At 70.4% G+C, this 17633-nt stretch carries 19 protein-coding genes; 10 read left to right on the top strand and 9 right to left on the bottom strand.

Features of this window, described 5'->3' with window-relative positions:
* The first annotated feature begins 11 nt into the window (after positions 1-11).
* Positions 12-299: a DUF6510 family protein gene (locus tag ABGB11_RS31030; protein ID WP_347638615.1), complete on the top strand. Its 288-nt coding sequence runs from the start codon at positions 12-14 to the stop codon at positions 297-299.
* A gap of 9 nt (positions 300-308) precedes the next feature.
* On the opposite strand, the gene ABGB11_RS31025 is transcribed toward ABGB11_RS31030, so the two are convergent.
* The 3 genes from ABGB11_RS31025 to ABGB11_RS31015 all read right to left on the bottom strand — a co-directional run bounded on the left by ABGB11_RS31025 (position 309) and on the right by ABGB11_RS31015 (position 2146).
* Positions 309-842 (bottom strand): alpha-ketoglutarate-dependent dioxygenase AlkB, encoded by a 534-nt coding sequence (locus ABGB11_RS31025; RefSeq protein WP_347638614.1) that lies wholly within the window; start codon positions 840-842, stop codon positions 309-311.
* Positions 843-951: 109 nt separating this feature from the next.
* On the bottom strand, positions 952-1176 hold the full coding sequence (locus ABGB11_RS31020) for a DUF397 domain-containing protein (protein WP_347638612.1): 225 nt from the start codon (positions 1174-1176) through the stop codon (positions 952-954).
* A gap of 475 nt (positions 1177-1651) precedes the next feature.
* Positions 1652-2146 (bottom strand): helix-turn-helix domain-containing protein, encoded by a 495-nt coding sequence (locus ABGB11_RS31015; protein ID WP_347638610.1) that lies wholly within the window; start codon positions 2144-2146, stop codon positions 1652-1654.
* Between the two features lie 104 nt (positions 2147-2250).
* Here ABGB11_RS31015 and ABGB11_RS31010 point away from each other — a divergent pair, with 104 nt between their 5' ends.
* The 3 genes from ABGB11_RS31010 (at position 2251) to ABGB11_RS31000 (ending at position 5593) form a co-directional block, all read left to right on the top strand.
* On the top strand, positions 2251-3690 hold the full coding sequence (locus tag ABGB11_RS31010; RefSeq protein ID WP_347638608.1) for an MFS transporter: 1440 nt from the start codon (positions 2251-2253) through the stop codon (positions 3688-3690).
* 183 nt (positions 3691-3873) lie between these two features.
* Positions 3874-4701 (top strand): alpha/beta hydrolase, encoded by an 828-nt coding sequence (locus tag ABGB11_RS31005; protein WP_347638606.1) that lies wholly within the window; start codon positions 3874-3876, stop codon positions 4699-4701.
* 49 nt (positions 4702-4750) lie between these two features.
* Entirely contained in the window at positions 4751-5593 is an 843-nt protein-coding gene (locus tag ABGB11_RS31000; protein ID WP_347638604.1) for an alpha/beta hydrolase, read from the top strand.
* Between the two features lie 34 nt (positions 5594-5627).
* On the opposite strand, the gene ABGB11_RS30995 is transcribed toward ABGB11_RS31000, so the two are convergent.
* Positions 5628-6395 (bottom strand): class I SAM-dependent methyltransferase, encoded by a 768-nt coding sequence (locus tag ABGB11_RS30995; RefSeq protein WP_347638602.1) that lies wholly within the window; start codon positions 6393-6395, stop codon positions 5628-5630.
* A 293-nt stretch (positions 6396-6688) separates the two neighbouring features.
* Between ABGB11_RS30995 and ABGB11_RS30990 the strand changes: the two genes are divergently transcribed.
* The 4 genes from ABGB11_RS30990 (at position 6689) to ABGB11_RS30975 (ending at position 10151) form a co-directional block, all read left to right on the top strand.
* A complete protein-coding gene (locus ABGB11_RS30990) occupies positions 6689-7018 on the top strand; it encodes a hypothetical protein (RefSeq protein ID WP_347638600.1) in 330 nt (109 codons plus the stop codon).
* A gap of 726 nt (positions 7019-7744) precedes the next feature.
* On the top strand, positions 7745-8344 hold the full coding sequence (locus ABGB11_RS30985; protein WP_347638598.1) for a dihydrofolate reductase family protein: 600 nt from the start codon (positions 7745-7747) through the stop codon (positions 8342-8344).
* A 54-nt stretch (positions 8345-8398) separates the two neighbouring features.
* Positions 8399-8728, top strand: a complete 330-nt coding sequence (locus tag ABGB11_RS30980) for a YciI family protein (protein ID WP_347638596.1) — start codon at positions 8399-8401, stop codon at positions 8726-8728.
* Between the two features lie 232 nt (positions 8729-8960).
* Complete coding sequence (locus ABGB11_RS30975) at positions 8961-10151, top strand: glycoside hydrolase family 64 protein (protein ID WP_347638594.1); 1191 nt, start codon at positions 8961-8963, stop codon at positions 10149-10151.
* A 29-nt stretch (positions 10152-10180) separates the two neighbouring features.
* Here the strand turns inward: ABGB11_RS30975 and ABGB11_RS30970 are convergent, their stop codons facing one another.
* Positions 10181-11515 (bottom strand): cytochrome P450, encoded by a 1335-nt coding sequence (locus ABGB11_RS30970; RefSeq protein ID WP_347638592.1) that lies wholly within the window; start codon positions 11513-11515, stop codon positions 10181-10183.
* 120 nt (positions 11516-11635) lie between these two features.
* On the opposite strand from ABGB11_RS30970, the gene ABGB11_RS30965 reads away from it, so the two are divergent.
* On the top strand, positions 11636-12289 hold the full coding sequence (locus ABGB11_RS30965; RefSeq protein WP_347638590.1) for a TetR/AcrR family transcriptional regulator: 654 nt from the start codon (positions 11636-11638) through the stop codon (positions 12287-12289).
* A 123-nt stretch (positions 12290-12412) separates the two neighbouring features.
* Here the strand turns inward: ABGB11_RS30965 and ABGB11_RS30960 are convergent, their stop codons facing one another.
* The 4 genes from ABGB11_RS30960 to ABGB11_RS30945 all read right to left on the bottom strand — a co-directional run bounded on the left by ABGB11_RS30960 (position 12413) and on the right by ABGB11_RS30945 (position 15688).
* Positions 12413-14206 carry an FtsX-like permease family protein gene (locus ABGB11_RS30960; protein ID WP_347638588.1) on the bottom strand — a complete coding sequence of 598 codons (1794 nt, stop codon included), beginning with the start codon at positions 14204-14206 and terminating at the stop codon, positions 12413-12415.
* 4 nt (positions 14207-14210) lie between these two features.
* Positions 14211-14945: an ABC transporter ATP-binding protein gene (locus ABGB11_RS30955; RefSeq protein WP_347638586.1), complete on the bottom strand. Its 735-nt coding sequence runs from the start codon at positions 14943-14945 to the stop codon at positions 14211-14213.
* A complete protein-coding gene (locus tag ABGB11_RS30950) occupies positions 14942-15463 on the bottom strand; it encodes a PadR family transcriptional regulator (RefSeq protein ID WP_347638585.1) in 522 nt (173 codons plus the stop codon). Before ABGB11_RS30950 ends, ABGB11_RS30955 begins: the two co-directional genes overlap by 4 nt.
* Positions 15464-15541: 78 nt before the next feature.
* The gene (locus ABGB11_RS30945) at positions 15542-15688 is read right to left on the bottom strand and encodes a hypothetical protein (RefSeq protein WP_347638583.1); all 147 of its coding nucleotides are present in this window, start codon (positions 15686-15688) and stop codon (positions 15542-15544) included.
* 152 nt (positions 15689-15840) lie between these two features.
* Here ABGB11_RS30945 and ABGB11_RS30940 point away from each other — a divergent pair, with 152 nt between their 5' ends.
* Positions 15841-17583, top strand: a complete 1743-nt coding sequence (locus tag ABGB11_RS30940; RefSeq protein ID WP_347638581.1) for a serine/threonine-protein kinase — start codon at positions 15841-15843, stop codon at positions 17581-17583.
* Positions 17584-17633: the final 50 nt, after the last annotated feature.

The raw sequence follows: 17633 nt of genomic DNA, 5'->3' as shown, positions 1-17633 counted from the left end.
CGGAGGCAGACATGACCGTGCCCCATCGAGACGCCCCGGGCCCGCCCGCTCCGGTTGACGGCAACGCGCTCGCCGGCCCGCTGGGCGAGGTGTTCGCCGTGGACGTCACGGCCGCCATCGGCCGCTGCGCCAACTGCGGCCTGTCCGGCCCGGTCGCCGCGCTGCGGGTCTACGACCGGGCGCCCGGGATGGTCGCCCGGTGCCCCGGCTGCGACAACGTCGTCCTCCGCCTCGTCCGAACCCCGGACGCCGCCTGGCTCGACCTGACCGGCGCGGCCTCCCTGCACATCCCGCTGTAGCTTCAGGACCTACTGCAGGACGGTCCGCAGGGTGACGGACACGCGGCGGCCGCGGGGCACTCGCCCGTCCGGACCCGGGTCGGACTTGCGCGCCGGGATGGCGTGCCGCCAGGTGAACCGCGCCGGGCCGGTCATCACGCACAGGCTGCCGGGTTCGAGGCGCACCGGCGCGCGCGTCTTGTCCTGGGGGTGGGTGAACTCCATGACGCACCCCGACAGCAGGCTCACCGAGGCGACGACCGGCCCGAAGGCGGGCACCCGGTCGATGTGGGCGCTGATGCCCTGACCGGGCAGGTACTCGTTCACGATCACCTGATCGGCGGGCCGGTCGGCGTGGCCCTCCTCGTGCAGCCGCCGGACCAGCGCCATCGCCCAGCCGGGAAGCGGCGGGGCCGGGGCATCGCCCACCCCGCGGCTGCCGTAGTCGTACCGGTGCCCGTAATGCTGGACGCGCCGCCGCAACTCCGACGACCAGGGCGCGGCATCGACCTCCGCCACCACGCGCCGCTGGCTTTCCTCGTCCAGCCATCGGTCAACGCACACGAGTCCGGGCACCACAGTCGAAAACCTATTCGACTGTTGGGGGATCCGTCCAGGAGATTGCACGAGGGAGGGCCCCGCCGACCGGGGCGGGGCCCTCGGCGGCCGTCCGTCAGGGCCGGAGGTCGAGGTCTCCTTCCCTGATGCGGCGCCGCAGCTCGGCGAACCGCTCGGCGGGCAAGGCCAGCGTCCCGTGCTCGGGCGCCTTGCTGTCGCGGACGGCGACGGTGCCGTGCGGCAGCGGAGCCAGCTCGACGCAGTGACTGTCGTCCACGGAGTAGCTGCTCTTGCGCCAGGCCACAGGTGGGGGCGCGGCCTCTTCCAATACCCTGCTCATGCGGGCGGGCGTCCTCTCTAGATCGTCGTCTGGGTGAAGCGGTCCGTTCGCTTGGTGACCGTCCTGCCGCAATCAGGACGGTCACCCCGCGGCGGGGCCCTCTGGCCTCCAGGCCACCCGGGGCCCCGCCGCCCCGAGACCGCCGCCGTCACGGCGACGGGCTCGGCGTGACACTCTCCGTTGGCGGCTGGGATCGCGTGGGAGTGGGCGTGGCCTCTGCACGGCGCCGGTTGTGCGGTTCGTCGCGTCCGCCACGCTCAGTGGGGGTCGGCGCCGGAGTCGGCGACGCATGCCGTGACGGCACCGGATTCCCCTCGACCGTGATGTCCGCCATCACGCATTCCCCTGCTTCGGCGTCGGGACCGGACGGCGTGTGCCTGACCCCTAAGGTGACCACCTTGGTCGGCTTCTTGATAGAGAAGGTGACGGGGGTGGGGTCCGTGGTGCAAGACGGGTGTCGTCCGCGCCGGGGCCGTCAGGGGCGGGCGGGGAGGACGGTGCGGGCGATGGCGGCGCGTTCGGCGGCTTCGCGTTCGGCGGCGGCCTTCTCGGCGGCGGCGCGCCTGTCGTAGGCGGCGCGGGCCGCGGCGATGGCGTTCTGGTGCTCTTCCGTCCAGACGACGAGGGCGCGGATGGTGCTGTGCAGGGTCGCGCCCATGGGCGTCAGTTCGTAGTCCACGCGCGGCGGGACGGTCGGGTGCACCGTCCGGCTCACCAGGCCGTCGCGTTCCAGTTGCCGCAGGGTGCGGGACAGCATTCGCTGGCTGACCCCGTCGATCGCGCGGCGCAGTTCGGTGAACCGCAGGCTGCGCTTGTCGAGCAGCGCGATGACGAGGAGCGACCACTTGTCGGCGATCCGGTCGAGGATCTGCCGCACCTCGCAGTCGGCGCGCTGATCCCACTGAAGGACGTCCTCGTCGAGATCGGTATCACCGCAGTAACCGGGGGACTCGAAAGTTCCGTCTTCCATGGTCACCGATGGTGCCTGAAGATGCTGTCAGTTACAAGAGGGAACCGGCAGACACTTGGGGAACCGCCCCGGGGACGGTTCCCGATGGAGAGAGTCGGGCACCGATGTCCAATTCCGTCACCGGACCCGCCGGTGGGTCCTCCCATCTGACGGGCCGCTCGCTGGGCCTGCTGCTGGTCCTGTGCGGCGCGATCTTCCTGGAGGGGATCGACGTGGCGATGCTGAACGTGGCGTTGCCGTCGATCCGCGCCGATCTGGGGCTGTCCACGGGGGTGCTCAGCGGCGTCGTCAGCGCCTACGTGCTCGGCTACGGCGGGTTCATGCTCCTGGGCGGACGCGCCGCCGACCTGCTGGGCCACCGCCGCATGTTCGTGCTGTGGCTCGTCGTCTTCCTGGTCTTCTCCGGGTTCGGCGGGCTCGCCACCGAGGGCTGGATGCTGCTGACCGCCCGGTTCGTCACGGGCGTCGCGGCCGCGTTCATGGCACCCGCCGGGCTGGCACTGATCACGTCCAACTTCCCGGAGGGGCCCGCGCGCACCAGAGCGCTCGGCGTGTACGCGGGGACGGCGGCGGGCGGCTACTCGTTCGGCGTGGTCGCGGGCGGCGCGCTCACCTCGCTCGGCTGGCGCTGGGTGTTCTTCGCACCGGTCATCATGTCGGCGCTGATCCTGGTGGCGGCCCTGGCACTCGTCCGTGACACGGGTGGCGAACGTCCCTCGGGCGGCTTCGACCTGGCGGGGGCCTTCACGATCACCGGAGCGATGCTGCTCCTGGCGTACGGGGTGGTGCGGCTGGAGCATCCCGGCGACGGCACCGGCCTGACCGCAGGAGCGTTCGCCGGCGGGCTGGCCCTGCTGGGGTTGTTCGTCGCGGTCGAACGGCGATCTTCGTCACCGCTGCTGCGGCTCGGCATCCTTCGCTCGGCGCCGCTGGTGCGCGTCAACGTGGCCGCGCTGCTCTTCCTGGCCGCGTTCGCGGGCTTCCAGTTCCTGGCGACCCTGTACTTCCAGGAGCTGCGCGGCTGGAGCGCGATGCAGACCGGCCTGGCCCTGCTGGTGGTCAGCATCGACGCCATCCTGGCGCCCGTCCTGACGCCGCGCCTGGTGGACCGCTTCGGCAACATCCGCGTTCTGTTCTGCGGTCTCGCGCTCGCGGCGGTCGCGTATGCGCTGTTCCTGCCTCTCGGGATGGACTGGACGTATGCCGCCATGCTCCCGGCGCTGCTCCTGCTCGGGCTGGCCTTCTCCCTGGCGTACGGGCCGCTCACCATGGCCGCCACCGACGGCGCCGCCGAGGACGAGCACGGCCTGGCGGGAGGTCTGCTCTACACCTCCATCCAGTTCGGCACGGCGCTCGGCCTTTCGACCGTCACCGCCGTCAGCGTCTCGGCGGGTTCGGGACTGGACGCCCTGCGCACCGCACTGATCGTGCCCGTGGCGGCGTCCGCGCTCGGCGCCATCGTCATCGCCTTCAGCCTCCGAAGCCCTCGGCGGCCCGGCGACCCGGTTCAGGAGCCTCGGGCCGAGGCCGCGACCACCGTCTGAGCCACGTTCTCCAGCGGGCGCGACGGCCTGGAGCCCTGGCAGGCACGCAGAAGAATCCTGACGGTAAAGCTTAATTCGCCGTCGACCTTCCGAGGCTTTTCGAACTTAAGGTTACGAGTTTGCGCGCACTGGGGAGGGGATTACGCGTTGTTTCGACCCGCGCCTTACGCAGGGAGCAATGTCATGAGCACGATCAAGACGCGCGACGGTACAGAGATCTACTACAAGGATTGGGGAAAGGGCCCGGTCGTCACGTTCTCTCACGGCTGGCCGCTGAATTCCGATGCGTGGGACGGCCAGATGCTGTTCCTCGTCCGGCATGGCTACCGGGTGGTCGCGCACGACCGGCGCGGGCATGGCCGGTCCAGCCAGGGCTCCACGGGAAACGACATGGACGGCTACGCCGACGATCTCGCCGCGCTGATCGAGGCGCTCAACCTCGACGACGTGACGCTGGTGGGCCACTCCACCGGGGGCGGCGAGGTCGCGCGCTACATCGGCCGGCACGGCACGAGCCGGGTCGCCAAGGCGGTCCTGATCGCGGCAGTGCCCCCGATCATGGTGAAGACCGAGGACAACCCCGAGGGCCTCCCGATCGAGGTGTTCGACGAGATGCGCAAGGCCCTCGTCAACGACCGTTCGCAGTTCTACAAGGATCTGGCCGTCCAGTTCTACGGCGCCAACCGGCCCGGCGCCGACGTCTCCGAAGGTGTGCTCGACCAGTTCTGGATGTGGAGCATGCAGGCGGGTCTCATCAACGCCTACGAGAGCATCAAGGCGTTCTCCGAGACCGACTTCCACGACGACCTCGCCAGATTCGACGTGCCGACCCTGGTGCTGCACGGCGAGGACGACCAGATCGTCCCGGTCAAGGACTCGGCGGTCAAATCTGCCCGGCTGATCAAGGGTGCGAAGGACGTCTATTACCCCGGGGCCCCTCACGGACTGACCGCCACCCTCCAGGACCGGGTGAACGAAGAACTACTGGCCTTCCTGCGAAACAGCGCTTAGGGCCGGTCGGCCACAACCACATCCATTGGCTATTCGAGGGAGGCGCGCTGTGGCGTCCATTTCTGAGAGGGAGAGACGGGAGATCGAGGCGGCAAACGCCTCTGGCGACACACCGGTCGTCTTCATCCACGGGCTCTGGCTGCTGCCGAGCAGCTGGGACAAGTGGGCGGACTTCTTCAGGCAGGCCGGTTACGCACCGCTGACGCCGGACTGGCCGGACGATCCGGAGACGGTGGAAGAGGCCAGGGCGAATCCGGACGTCCTCGCCAACAAGACCTTGAAGCAGATCGCCGACCACACCAAGGAGGTCGTCAACGCCCTGGACAGGAAGCCGGTGCTGGTCGGGCACTCGACCGGCGGCCTGCTGGCCGAGATGCTCGCAGGGGAGGGCCTCGCGGCGACCACGGTCGCCATCGACCCTGGGATCTTCCGCGGTGTCCTGCCGCTGCCGGCCTCAGTGCTCCGAGGCGTCGGCCCCTTCCTGATCGATCCGCGCACGCGGGGCCGTGCGATCACGCTGACGTTCGACCAGTTCCTCTACGGCTGGGCGAACGCGCTGGATGAGAAGGAGGCGCGGAAGCTCTACGACACCTTCCACGTCGCCGGCTCAGGGATCGCGCTCACGCAGATGGGCAACGCGAACCTCAACCCGTGGACGGAGGCGAAGGCGAACACGAAGAACCCCGACCGCGGTCCCCTGCTGATCATCGACGGGGAGAAGGACCACACGGTGCCCTGGGCGATCGCGAACGCCGCCTACAAACGGCAGAAGCACAATCCCGCCGTGACGGAGATCGTGAAGATGCCGGACCGGGGCCACTCCCTCACCATCGACCACGCCTGGCCCGGGGTCGCCCAGACCACGCTCGACTTCGTCGAGCGGTGCGCCTGAGCCCCTCGTTCGCCGCTTGATCGTCTGGGGGTGGTCACTTCGGCTTCCCAGCCTCGAACAAGGTGCGGGTGCTGTGCGCCACGAAAGGCCCTTCCGCCCCGATCTGCTCGTGCAGCTCTTCGAGCCGGGGGAGGTAGGCGGCCACCGTGAAGCCCGGCACCATCCAGATCACTTTGCGCAGGAAGTGGACGATCGCGCCGACGTCGTAGAACTCCATCCGCAGCCGTTCCGTTCGCACGTCGATGATCTCCAGCCCGGCAGCCTCCGCCCGCGTCCGTTCCCGATCCGGGTGGCGACGGTTCCTGGTCTCCTCCGGCTGCGGGCCGAGGAAGTACTCGACAAGCTCGAAGACGCTCGCCGGGCCGACATGTTGGGCGAAGTACGTCCCGCCAGGACGCAGGACGCGCGCGATCTCCTCGAAGTAGGGCTTCACTGGATGCCTGCTGACCACCAGGTCGAACGCATCGTCCGCGAACGGCAACGGCGGCTCCTCCGGCGCGGCGACCACGACCGTGCCGAGCGGGTGCAGGCGCGCCGTGGCCTTGGCGACGTTGGGCGGCCAGGCCTCGGTCGCCACACACACCGGCGGCCGCTCGGGCACGCCGGCGAGCACTTCACCCCCGCCGGTCTGGATGTCCAGCGCGGCACCGGCGGCGGCCATGCGCTCCCCCATCGACCGCTGATATCCCCAAGAAGGCCTCGCCTCGGTGGCCCGCCCCTCGAACCACGAGAAGTCCCACCCGTCGGTAGGGACGGCCTCGGCCTCCGCGATCAACTCCTCAAACGAACGCATGCCAGCCATGCACCCAGCGTCCCAGGGCAACGACGATGTCGCCGTGACCAGCCGCTCGGCCCTGTTGATCGATGGCGGCGCGGGGACGGTCGGTACCGGACTCATCACTTAGGATGATCTTGCGGAAAAAATCAGGTAATATCGCTCGGCGTTTGTGGCCCCCGACTGTATCCATGGCCCTGGCCAGTGGCAGCCCTCAGCGTCCTGCCGGATTTCTGTCGTGGGCTTCCCGCAGTATTTGGGCAGTGCGACCAGCGTGTGTTAGCGTTGCCGCCCTTTACCCCGCAAAAGAAAGGGACCAGGTGCGTCCTTCGATTATTCGTGCAGCGACATTGACTGCCGCCGCATTCGCTCTCACTCTCAGCGTCTCGGCTTGCAGCGGCGGTGGGGGCGACGTCGACAAGGCCGCGCTGGTGAGCAAGCTCAAGAGTGAGCCGGATCTCCAGGGGCTCCCGGCCGGCGTCGTCGACAAGATGGCCAACTGCATGGCCGATGTCGCGCTGAAGTACGGCGACAAGGGTGACCTCGAAGGTTACGTCGACGGCAAGGTCAAGATCGACGACGTCAAGGGCACGTCGGACAAGGAAGCCGAGGCCGAGGCCGAGAAATGCGCTAAGGCAGCGACCGAATAGCGTTGCAAAACAGCTCTCCCTGCGGGCGCTCCCTTCACGGGAGCGCCCTTGGGCGTCTCGGGGGCCGTGAAATCCAGTAGCGGAACGGCCCGAGCACGGCGGGTGGGCAGCTCAGTCAACAGGCTCAACCATTCCTCGGCGTAGCGCGCCCGGTCACCAGACGGCAGCAGCGCGCACCCGACAGCCAAACTCGCCGCGTCAACACCCGGCGGCCGCGCACCCCCAGCCGCCGCGCGAACCCTGCGTCGGCCACCGGACATCTTGGTGAAAGCCCGCTCTGCCATCTCCAGGGCCCTGGTAGTAGCGGCGGCGCGGGCGGCCGAGGGCGTCGGCGTCGCGCTGCTCGTCGGGCTCTTCCCAGCGGGAGGAGATCCATCCGGCCTGCGTGTCGGCCGGCACGATGCTGGGGTGAGCCGCCCATGCCGTGGCTGACGAGCGGCCCGTCCAGGTCGCCGAGCGCCCGCTCACCCACCCGTTCTCATCTCCAGCGCACAGCGCGGGGCCCCGTGCGACGGGGTTGGACCACGGGTTGGCCACGAGTTCGAGATCGGCTTCTCCGCCCTCGTCCGAGGGCATGACCCAACCCTGGAGCCGCCACGGTGGCGGGCGGCGGGCGGGAGACGTCCTCAAAGATTTTTCGAGGTGGGTGTCTGATCGGGGTGGTCGCGTTCGTGGAGGTAATGAAGCCGCCCGAACGGAGGCGGCCCAAGAACAGGGAGTAGCGCCATGAGCACCACCTTCACCGTCGACTTCTTCTGCACCCTCGACGGTTACGGCATGGCCGAGGGGTGGCCCGGATACTGGGGGAAGGAGGGCCCCGAGCTGGTCGAGGACCGGGTGCGCACCTTCGCGCAGGATCAGGTCCTCGTCTTCGGCGCGACGACGTTCCGAGAGTCCCGCCAGTTCGTGGTGGAGTACGACGAGCCCTACTACGAGAGCCTGAACGAACTGCCGAAGATCGTGTTCTCCAGCACGCTCGAAGAGCCGCTCGGGTGGCAGAACTCGACGGTTCTCCGCGAGGACGCGGTGACGGCGATCGAGCGCCTCAAGCGCACCACCGACGTCCCGATGCGTTCGCACGGCAGCATTTCGCTGAACCGCGCTCTGCTCGCCGCCGGCCTCGTCGACCGGCTCGAAGTCATGATGTTCCCTGCCATCTCCGGCCGCGCCGGAGGGGCGGCGCTCTTCCACGACGGCGCGGAGTTCGACCTGGAGCTCATCGAGTCGACCGTGCTCGACGGCCGGACGCACAAGCTCGTGTACGTCCCGCACCTTCACGACGAGGTTCCCGAGGGCGTCGGGCCGCGACGCCGCAACGCGGGCTAGGCGACGCCCGGCCTGGACTGTAGACCACCAGACAGCACAGGAGGCGATCTTCAGATGCAGTATCTGCTTTCCGTCATCCATGACCAGGCCAGCCTCGCCACCCCGGACGAGCACGCGGCGATCGACGTGTTCAATGACCGGCTCCAGGCCGAGGGCCGCTGGGTCTTCGCCGGTGGCCTGGCCTCACCCGACACGGCCACCGTCATCGACAACCGCGGCCGGAAGGCGGTGATCACCGACGGGCCGTTCCTGGAGACGAAGGAGTACCTCGCCGGCTTCTGGGTCATCGAGGCGCCCGACCTGGACGTTGCGCTCAAGCTCGCCGCCGACGGGTCGGAGGCCTGCAGCCGGAAGGTCGAGGTGCGCCCGTTCCGGGACGCGTAAGCGCGGCCGACCTCGCTCAGCCGCGCCGCCTCACAGCCTGCCCCGAGTCCGAGTGGCACCGGATGGCATCCGTGAGATCGGTTGGCCAATGGGGCGGTAGGGGTGATGTGCAGGGTTAATAGGAAAGAGTCTTGACAGTAGTGGAACGATCCGGAACCTTGTACTACAGCTCCCCTGATACGCGCGTTTCAGAGCAACGGCAACCGAACCCTCCCCCCGCCAGGAGTTCCCGTTGGTCACCCGCAGATCATTCCTCGCTGCGGCCGGAACGGCCGCTCTCGCCATCCCCTTCGGACGCGACCTGCTCAGCAGGCCCGCGTTCGCGGCGCCGTCGACGTGCGCGCTCACGCTCGCCAATCACGGTTCCGCGCCCGTCAAGGCCTACATCACCGGCCGTGAGCAGGGCACCGACCGGCTCATGCTGCTCCGTGCCGACAGCTCGCCGTACTATCCCCCGTCGCCCTCGGCGCCGCTGACCCCGCTGGGCGCGGACTGCTCGATCCCGATCGGGGCCGGTGGCGAGGCGAACCTCACCCTTCGGCAGATGTACGGCGCCCGCATCTACTTCGTGAAGAACGACGCGCTCGACTTCTTCGTCAATCCCGGCCCCGCGCTGGTCGAGCCGGCGTTCGGCACCCCGTCCGACCCGAACTACCAGAAGACCTGGTCGTTCTGCGAGTTCACCTTCAACCCCCAGCAGATCTTCGCGAACATCTCCTACGTCGACCTGCTCACCGCGCTGCCGATCGGGCTCGACCTCGTCGGCGACTCCCGGCACACGGTCCAGGCCGCGCCCGCCGGGGCGGTGCAGGCGGTCGCCGACGCACTCGTCGCGCAGAAGAACGCGGACGGGCAGCCCTGGGACCAGCTCGTCATCCGCAACGGCGGCGGCGTCCTGCGGGTCATCTCGCCGCAGGGCTACATGGCGTCCAATCCCGGTGCCTTCGCGTCGTACTGGGACGGCTACGTCAGCCAGGTGTGGGACAAGTACGCCGGAACCGACCTCAAGGTGGATCTCCAGGGCGGACGCGGCGTCTACACCGGACGCGTCAACGGCGGTGTGCTCACGTTCAACGACGGGAGCACGTTCGGGCGGCCCTCGTCCAAGGACATCTTCACCTGCAACGACGGGCCGTTCGCCAACAACCCGAGCGACTCCGACATCAAGAAGGGCCTGCTCGCCCGCATCGCCGCGGCGTTCAACCGCAGCACGATCCTGAGCAGCGCCGACCAGCCGAACGGCACCCCGCAGTCGGAGTACTACAAGGACCCGACCACGAACCACTGGGCACGGATCCTGCACGCCAACACGCCGATCGGGTACGCGTTCCCGTACGACGACGTGTGTCCCGACGGGGCGCCGGACGTCTCCGGGGCCGCCGCCGACGGCAACCCGCAACGCCTGACCGTCAACGTCGGCTGAGACCCTGTGCCCTGTCCGCGCGTGTCGGCTCAGGCCGATGCGCGCGGGCGGGCGCCGGGCGGGGTGAAGGCGCAGGGCAGGCGCTTGTAGCCGTTGATGAAGCCGGACATCAGCCGGTCGGGCTCCCCGGCGGTGATGTCGGGCAGGCGGGTGAACAGCTCGCGGAACATCACGGTGATCTCGCGCCGCGCCAGGTTGGCGCCCAGGCAGAAGTGCGGGCCCGGACCGCCGAACCCCACGTGCGGGTTCGGTGAGCGCAGGATGTCGAAGCGCTCGGGGTCGGTGAAGACCGCCTCGTCCCGGTTCGCGGACCAGTAGAACAGCGTGACCCGCTCCCCCTTGCGGTAGGTGTGGCCGTTCATCTCGTAGTCGCGGGTGACGTTGCGGCGCATGAAGATGACCGGGCTGCTGTACCGGACGATCTCCTCGACGGCCCCGGCAATGCGTCCGTCGAAGTCGGCCAGTAGCAGTTCGCGCTGGTCAGGGTGTTCGGTGAACAGCTTGAGGCCGTGCGCGATCGCGTTGCGCGTGGTCTCGTTCCCCGCCACCACCAGCAGCAGGAAGAACGCGGCGAACTCGCGAGGACTCAGCCGTTCGCCGTCGACGTTGGCGTTCACCAATGCCGAGGTCAGGTCGCCGGTGGGCGTGGCGCGGCGCTCCCGTCCGAGCTGGAAGGCCAGCCGGTGCAGCCGCCACCCCGCCGAGGCCACGGTGCCCAGCATGCGGAGCGTCGCGAGCCGGCCGAGCTTCGGGCCGTCGCCGCCGTACTCCACGGTGGCGCCCACGTACTCGGGGTCGCTGTAGCCGACGATGATGTTGGTCAGCTCCACCACCCGCCGATGCTGCCGGTCGGGGATGCCGAGCATGTCGCAGATGACCTCGACCGGCAGCCGCGCCGCGGCCTGGGACACGAAGTCGCCGCCACCGGACGCGATGAGCTCGTCCACGATCCGGGCGGCCCGCCGCGCGATGTCATCCTCGGCCTTGGCGAGCATCTTCGGGCTGAACGCCCGGGACACGATCCGGCGGATCTTCGCGTGCCGCGGATCGTCCATGTCGATCATCGAGTTGAAGTACTTGTCCATCCAGCGGGGCATGTCGGCCGGGCTGGTGGCGCTGGGCTCGCTGCTGAACACCTCCGGATGGCGGCTGGCCTCGGTCACCTCGGCATGGTGGGTCAGCGCCCAGGACCCCGGGCTCTGCGGGAGGAACGGCAGCTTGGGCAGGGTGAAGAACACCGGTCCCGGCTGGGCGCGCAGCACCGCGAAGGCCTCCGCCCGCTCCGGCAGGGGACGGGCCCAGAACCGCAGATCGCTCAGATCGATGTCCGCCGGCGCCGGCTGCGGCGGGTTCTCCGTGACCACCTGGCCTCACGCTCCCTCTCGTCGCGACCGCGAATTCTGGTGAAGCGTCACACCAGAATATCTGGTGGTCAGCGTCCCCAGATCTCCGGACGAAGTCAAGGGATGCGGCACAATCGGGCTGTGACCTCCGAGCCCCCGAACGCACGCCCCTACCGCGGCGTGCCGGCCGACCAGCGCCGGGCCCGCCGCCGCGCCGCGCTGATGGAGGCCGGGCTGGAACTGCTCGGCACCCGGGGATGGGCCGCCACGACCGTCCGGCAGGTGTGCGCCGAGGCCGGGCTCAACGACCGGTACTTCTACGAGAACTTCCCGGACCGGGACGCCTTCCTGCTGGCGATCATCGACGACCAGGTCGCCCGGGCCACCGACGTGATCCTGTCCGCCGCCCGGCAGGCCCCCCGCCAGTTGCAGCCCCGCACCCGCGCCGTGGTGACCGCCATCCTCGACTTCCTGACCGGGGACCCGCGCCGCGCCCACATCCTCACCCACGCGTTCCCCGCCTCGCCCCTGCTCCAGCGGCGCCGCATCGAGATCATCCGGACGATGACCGCGATCTTCACCGCCCAGACCCACGAGACCCTGGACCAGGTCCTCCTGCCGGACGCCGACATCGAACTGACCGGCCTCACCCTCACGGCCGGCCTCTGGGAGCTGTTCACCACCTGGTTCCGCGGCGACCTCGGCATCGACCGCGACCACCTGGTCGACTACACGGTCGCCCTCGTCCTGAGCACCACCGAGCTGGCCACCCCCCTCCACCACCGCCTCCACTAGCCGAGGGCCCCGCCGGTGATGGCGGTGTCGGCGAACCGGCCGAGATGGCCGAGGGCCCGGTGCACGCAACGCCGTCACGCTGCGGTTTCCCGCACCTCGACCCAGTTGATCACCTCAATCGGCTCACGGTGATCCGGCGCTCAGGGTTCGCGCGACGGAGCGGCGGGCCGCCGCGCGTGCGGGCACGGCGGTGAGCACCGCCGTGGCCAGGACCGCCGCGACCGCGGCGGCGAGGAGCCACCACGTGGGCGGCTTGGGCACGTCCCCACGGCTGAAGGACAGGACGAGAGCGATCCCGAGCGGGACACCGGCGAAGGCGCCGGACAGGGCCGGCAGGAGCTGTGCCGCCGACAGTCCGGCCGCGGTCTGCCCGGGCGTGGCGCCGAACGCACGGGCGATGGCCATGGTCGGACGGGCTTCCATGGCGAGGGTCCAGGTCACCGTGACGGTGTTCACGAGGGCGAGTGCGATCACCGCGATGGTGACGCCCAGCAGCAGGTGGCGGTCCTGAGCGGTCCGCGCGTGGGTCGCCATGGACGAGCCCGGATAGCCCCGGTCCGGCTGGACGTAGACCATCAGCAGTGCGGTGACCGCGAGCAGCGTCGTCGCGATGGTGCACGCGTACAGGACGGCGCGGCCGGGCCGGCGGGCGATCAGGCGCAGCCCGAGCAGGAGCGAGGTCGGCAGCGGCGCCGACATCCTGTTCAGCCAGGCCCGCCGCCTGGGCCGGCGGGCGGTGTCCGCCAGGGCGGAGACGGTGCCGGTGCGCAGTGCCCGCAGCGTCGGGCCGACGGTGGTGAGGACCGCCGCGAAGACGGCGGCGACCGTCGTGAACGCGATCGTGTCGCCGCTCGGGCCGACGGCGGTGCTGACCAGGCTCGCGGAGGGGTTGACGACGGTGGGTGCGGCCAGCCCGGCGATCGCCAGGCCCAGCGCGTCCGCGAGCAGCGCCAGGACCAGGTATTCGGCGAGCAGGACGGCGCCGATGAGGCCGGGTGTGGCGCCGACCGCCTTGAGCAGCCCGGCCCTGCGGGTCTGGCCGGCGGCGCGTCCCGCCGCCAGGGTCGCCACGCCGCCGACGGCCAGGAAGCTGAGCAGCCAGCTGCCGATGACCAGGATCGGCTGGCTGTTCCGGAGCATGACGAAGTCCTGCTGGGCGATGTGCCGCCAGGTCTTCATGTTCACCATGACGTCCTCGAACGCCGGAGCCACGGCGGGGTCCCGGCTGTTCAGCGCCCCGGCTTCGCCGGGATTCCGCAGCTTCAGGTTGATGAAGGAGGTCACCGGGACGTCGGACGATTCCAGCGCCCGGGTGTCCTGCTCGGCCAGCCAGACCAGGCCGCCGCCGTCGCTCGGCCCGCCGCCCGGCCCGATCCCCGGCGCCCACGGGTAGACCGAGCGGGCCGCGGTCACGGCGACCCCGACGACGGGAAGCGAGCGGCCGGCGACGGTGACGCGGTCGCCGACCTCGGCGCCCAGGGCGGAGGCGAAGCCGCGTTCGAGGACGGCGCCTCCCGGACGCACCCATCCGCCCGAGGTCACCAGCGGGCGGTCGACCGGGCCCGGCGTCATGTCGGCGACCTGCACCACCGCGGCTCCCGTGGAACCGTTCGCCGTGAGGCTCGTGTAGTACTGGCGGTACGGCCCGCTGTGCGCGACCACCTGTGGCGCGTGCTCCAGCGACGTCAGAGCCCTGATCGTCTTCGGGCCGGTGCCCGGGGACAGCGCGACGACGTCCGGCCCCGCCGTGACCTTCCGGGTCTGCCAGTAGAGCTTGTCGGTCCCCCCGCGCAACGACAGGCCGAGGGCCAGCGCGGCGGTGGCCGCGGTGACCGCGACGACGAGCATCGCGGCCTGGGCCGGATGCCGCCGGACGTCGGCGAGCACGAGACGGAACACGAGCAGGACGCGGCCCACGGCGTCAGTCCCCCAGTTCGAGCAGGTCGCCGAGCCGCCCGGCGCTCCCCGCGCCGAGACGGGTGTCGTCGACGAACGTCCCGTCGCGCATCGAGACCAGCCGGTCCGCGGTGGACGCGATCCGCGCGTCATGGGTGACGATCACGACGGTCTGCCCGGCGGCGCGCAGGCCCTCGAAGAGCCGCAGCACGTCGGCCGTCGCCGCGCTGTCCAGGTTCCCGGTCGGCTCGTCGGCCAGCAGGACCGGCGGCTCGTTGACCAGGGCACGGGCGATGGCCACCCGCTGCCGCTGTCCCCCCGACAGCTCCCGGGGCAGATGCCGGGCGCGCTCGGCCAGCCCCACCCGCTCCAGCAGGACGGCCGCGCGGCGCCTGGCCGCACGCGCCGAACGTCCGGCCAGCAGCGCGGGCAACTCCACGTTCTCCGCCGCCGACAGCTCCTCCACCAGGTGGAACGACTGGAAGACGAACCCCACCGACCGGCGCCGCAGCCGGGCCAGGTGCCGCTCGCTCACGGTGTCGATCCGCCGCCCGGCCAGCCACACCTCCCCGCGGGTCGGCCGCTCCAGGCCGCCCAGCATGTGCAGCAGGGTGGACTTGCCGCAGCCACTCGGCCCCATCACCGCCAGCATCTGCCCCACCTGTACGTCCAGGTCGACGTCGTCGACCGCCCGGACCAGGGCCTGTCCCTGACCGTGCTCCTTGCACAGGCCCCGGACCTGCAACACGTCGTGGTTCATTCGTCACCCGTCCTGGACCAGACGCGTTCGCAGGCTTCCAGCCAGCGCAGATCGGCCTGCAGCCGCAGCGCGACGCCTTCCAGCAGCAGCCCGGCGGTCGAGCCGTCCGGCTCGGCCAGCATCGCGCGCTGCACGTCGCGCAGGCGCCGCAGCAGCTCGCGGCGCTGCGCGTCCACCAGCTCGACCGGGTCGGCGAGCCGGGCCCCGGCCGCCGCGGCGAGCTTGAGGTGGAACTCCGCCAGGTTCGGTTTCGGCCAGTTCACCTCGGTCAGCCAGGCCGCCACCCGCTGCTGGCCGGACGGCGTCAGCGCGTACACCTTGCGGTCCGGCCGGTCCGGCAGACCGTCCGCCCGCTCGGAGACGACCAGGCCCGCCTTCTCCAGCCGGTTCAGGGTCACGTAGACCTGGCCCGCGTTCATCGACTGCCCGAGCGGCCCGAGGGCCTCCCGCAACCGCGCGCGCAGCCGGTACCCGTGCGACGGCTCCTTCGCGAGCATCGCCAGAACCGCGTCCTGCATCCGATCACCCCTAACGGCTGGGCAAATAGATAGCCGTTATCTATCAACCCGTCAAGGCGGCGGCCGGGCGGGCGGTGGTCAGGAGACGGCGGCGGCCAGGTACCCGGCCTGGCGGGCCCGTTCGCGCTCGGTGATCGTGATCGGGAGGTTCAGGAAGCCGTGGGTCGCCTCCGCCACGACCTCCAACTCGGCCTCGTTCCCGGCCGCCCGCCAGCGCGCCGCCATGAAGAGCGAGTCGTCGAGGTCGCCCCACTGTCTCCGCGCTGTCGCCGCGGAAGCCGACGCGGAGTGCGTCGGAAGACGCAGATGCGGATGATCACCGCCGGTACCCTCATCACAGACAGACAGTGGTGTTCGGCAGAGGTGAGGCAGGTGGGATGGCGGGCGCGGGACTCGGGTCACTCAAGGCCACCGATCCAGCGGAGGTCGGGCCCTACCGGCTGCTGGCACGGCTGGGGGCCGGCGGGATGGGGCAGGTCTACCTCGGCCGCTCCCCCGGACGGCGGCTCGTCGCGGTCAAGGTCGTGCACCCGCACTTCGCCGACAACGCGATGTTCCGGCGCCGGTTCACCAAGGAGGTCGCGGCGGCGAGAAGGATCGGGGGCTTCTACACCGCCCAGGTGATCGACGCCGACCCCGACGCCGACCCGCCCTGGCTGGCGACCGAGTACATCGCCGGGCCGTCGTTGCAGGACGCCATCGACACCAACGGCGCGCTGCCCGAGGTGTCGGTGGCCGCCCTGGGCGCCGGGCTCGCCGAGGGCCTGCTGGCCGTGCACGACCAGAACGTCATCCACCGCGACCTCAAGCCCGGCAACGTGCTGCTCGCCCAGGACGGGCCGCGGATCATCGACTTCGGCATCGCGCGGGCGACGGACGCCACGTCCCAGAGCATGACCATGGTCGGGACGCCCGGCTACATGTCGCCCGAGCAGTACCAGGGCAGGGGCGTCGGGCCCGCGAGCGACGTGTTCTGCCTGGCGGCCGTGCTGGTCTTCGCGGCGACCGGACGCCATCCGTTCGGGGAGGGGCCGCCCGACGCCCTGGGGTATCGGGTCCGGCACGAGGAACCGGATCTGACCGGGGTCCCGGCGTCACTTCTTCCTCTCGTCGCGGCCGGGTTGGAGAAGGACCCCGACGACCGCCCGCCGGCCCAGGAGTTCCTGGATCGGTGCTCGGCGCTGTCGGCGGACGAGGGCATGACCCTGCCCGCGAAGTTCAGCCGGATGATCGCCACGCGCGTCGCCGAGACCGAGGTCTTCGCCAGGGACACCGGTGGCGGAAAGAAGAGTCCGCCGCGGTCCTCATCCGGCGACCGCGCCCAGCGGCCCAAGTCCGGCGACCGGGCCAAGCAGGCCAAGTCCGGCGACCGGGCCGCCCAGCGATCCCCGCGGCCCCCGAAGTCCCCGCAGCGGCCTCCGCAGCCTCCGAAGAAGAGCACCCAGCCCAAGCCGAACGCCGCGGTCATCGCCGGCGTCGTGGGAGTCCTGCTGGTCGCCCTGCTCATCGGCCTGGCCAACAACGACTCCGGCGGCTCTTCCGCGAACGCCGGTTCCACGTCGTCCCCGTCCGCGACCCCCGAGACGAGCAGTACGACCAGCGAGCCGAGCAGCACCCCGTCGAGCAGCCCGACGCCCGATCCGACCTTCGAGGCCTTCGACGCCATCACGGTCGGCGACTGCCTCGACGCGCACAAGGACCCCTACGACTCCGACGAGTGGAGCGAGGACGAGCCGAACTCGGTCCCGTGCGGGAGCGGCGACGCCTACGTGAAGGTGTTCGGCATCGAGGACTCGGCCTCCGGGTGCGACTACGAGCCGCTGGACGGGGAGTCCTACTGGAGGTCGCCCGTGCACGACGGCGAGGCGATCTACCTGTGCGTACGCCGGCAGTTCCGGGAGGGGGAGTGCTTCCTGGGCTTCGAGAAGAGCGGCGAGGCGGGCAGGGTCTTCATCAACGGGCACGGTCTGATGACCTCGTGGGGATGCGGCAAGAGCACCGTCCCGAAGGGGTTCGACTACATCCTGAAGTTCACCGGCTACTACGCGACCAGATGCCCGGAGGGCTCGCGGAAGTGGAGCGACTTCCGGCAGGGCGTCCTCTGTGCCCGCGTTGTCTGAAAGAGTGATTTGACCGGCTTTGAGGAGGTCGTGGCCGTAGGCTGGCCGCC

The sequence above is a fragment of the Actinomadura sp. B10D3 genome (assembly GCF_039871695.1).
Taxonomy (GTDB): Bacteria; Actinomycetota; Actinomycetes; order Streptosporangiales; family Streptosporangiaceae; genus Spirillospora; species Spirillospora madurae.
This window is presented reverse-complemented; position numbering and strand designations above follow the sequence as displayed.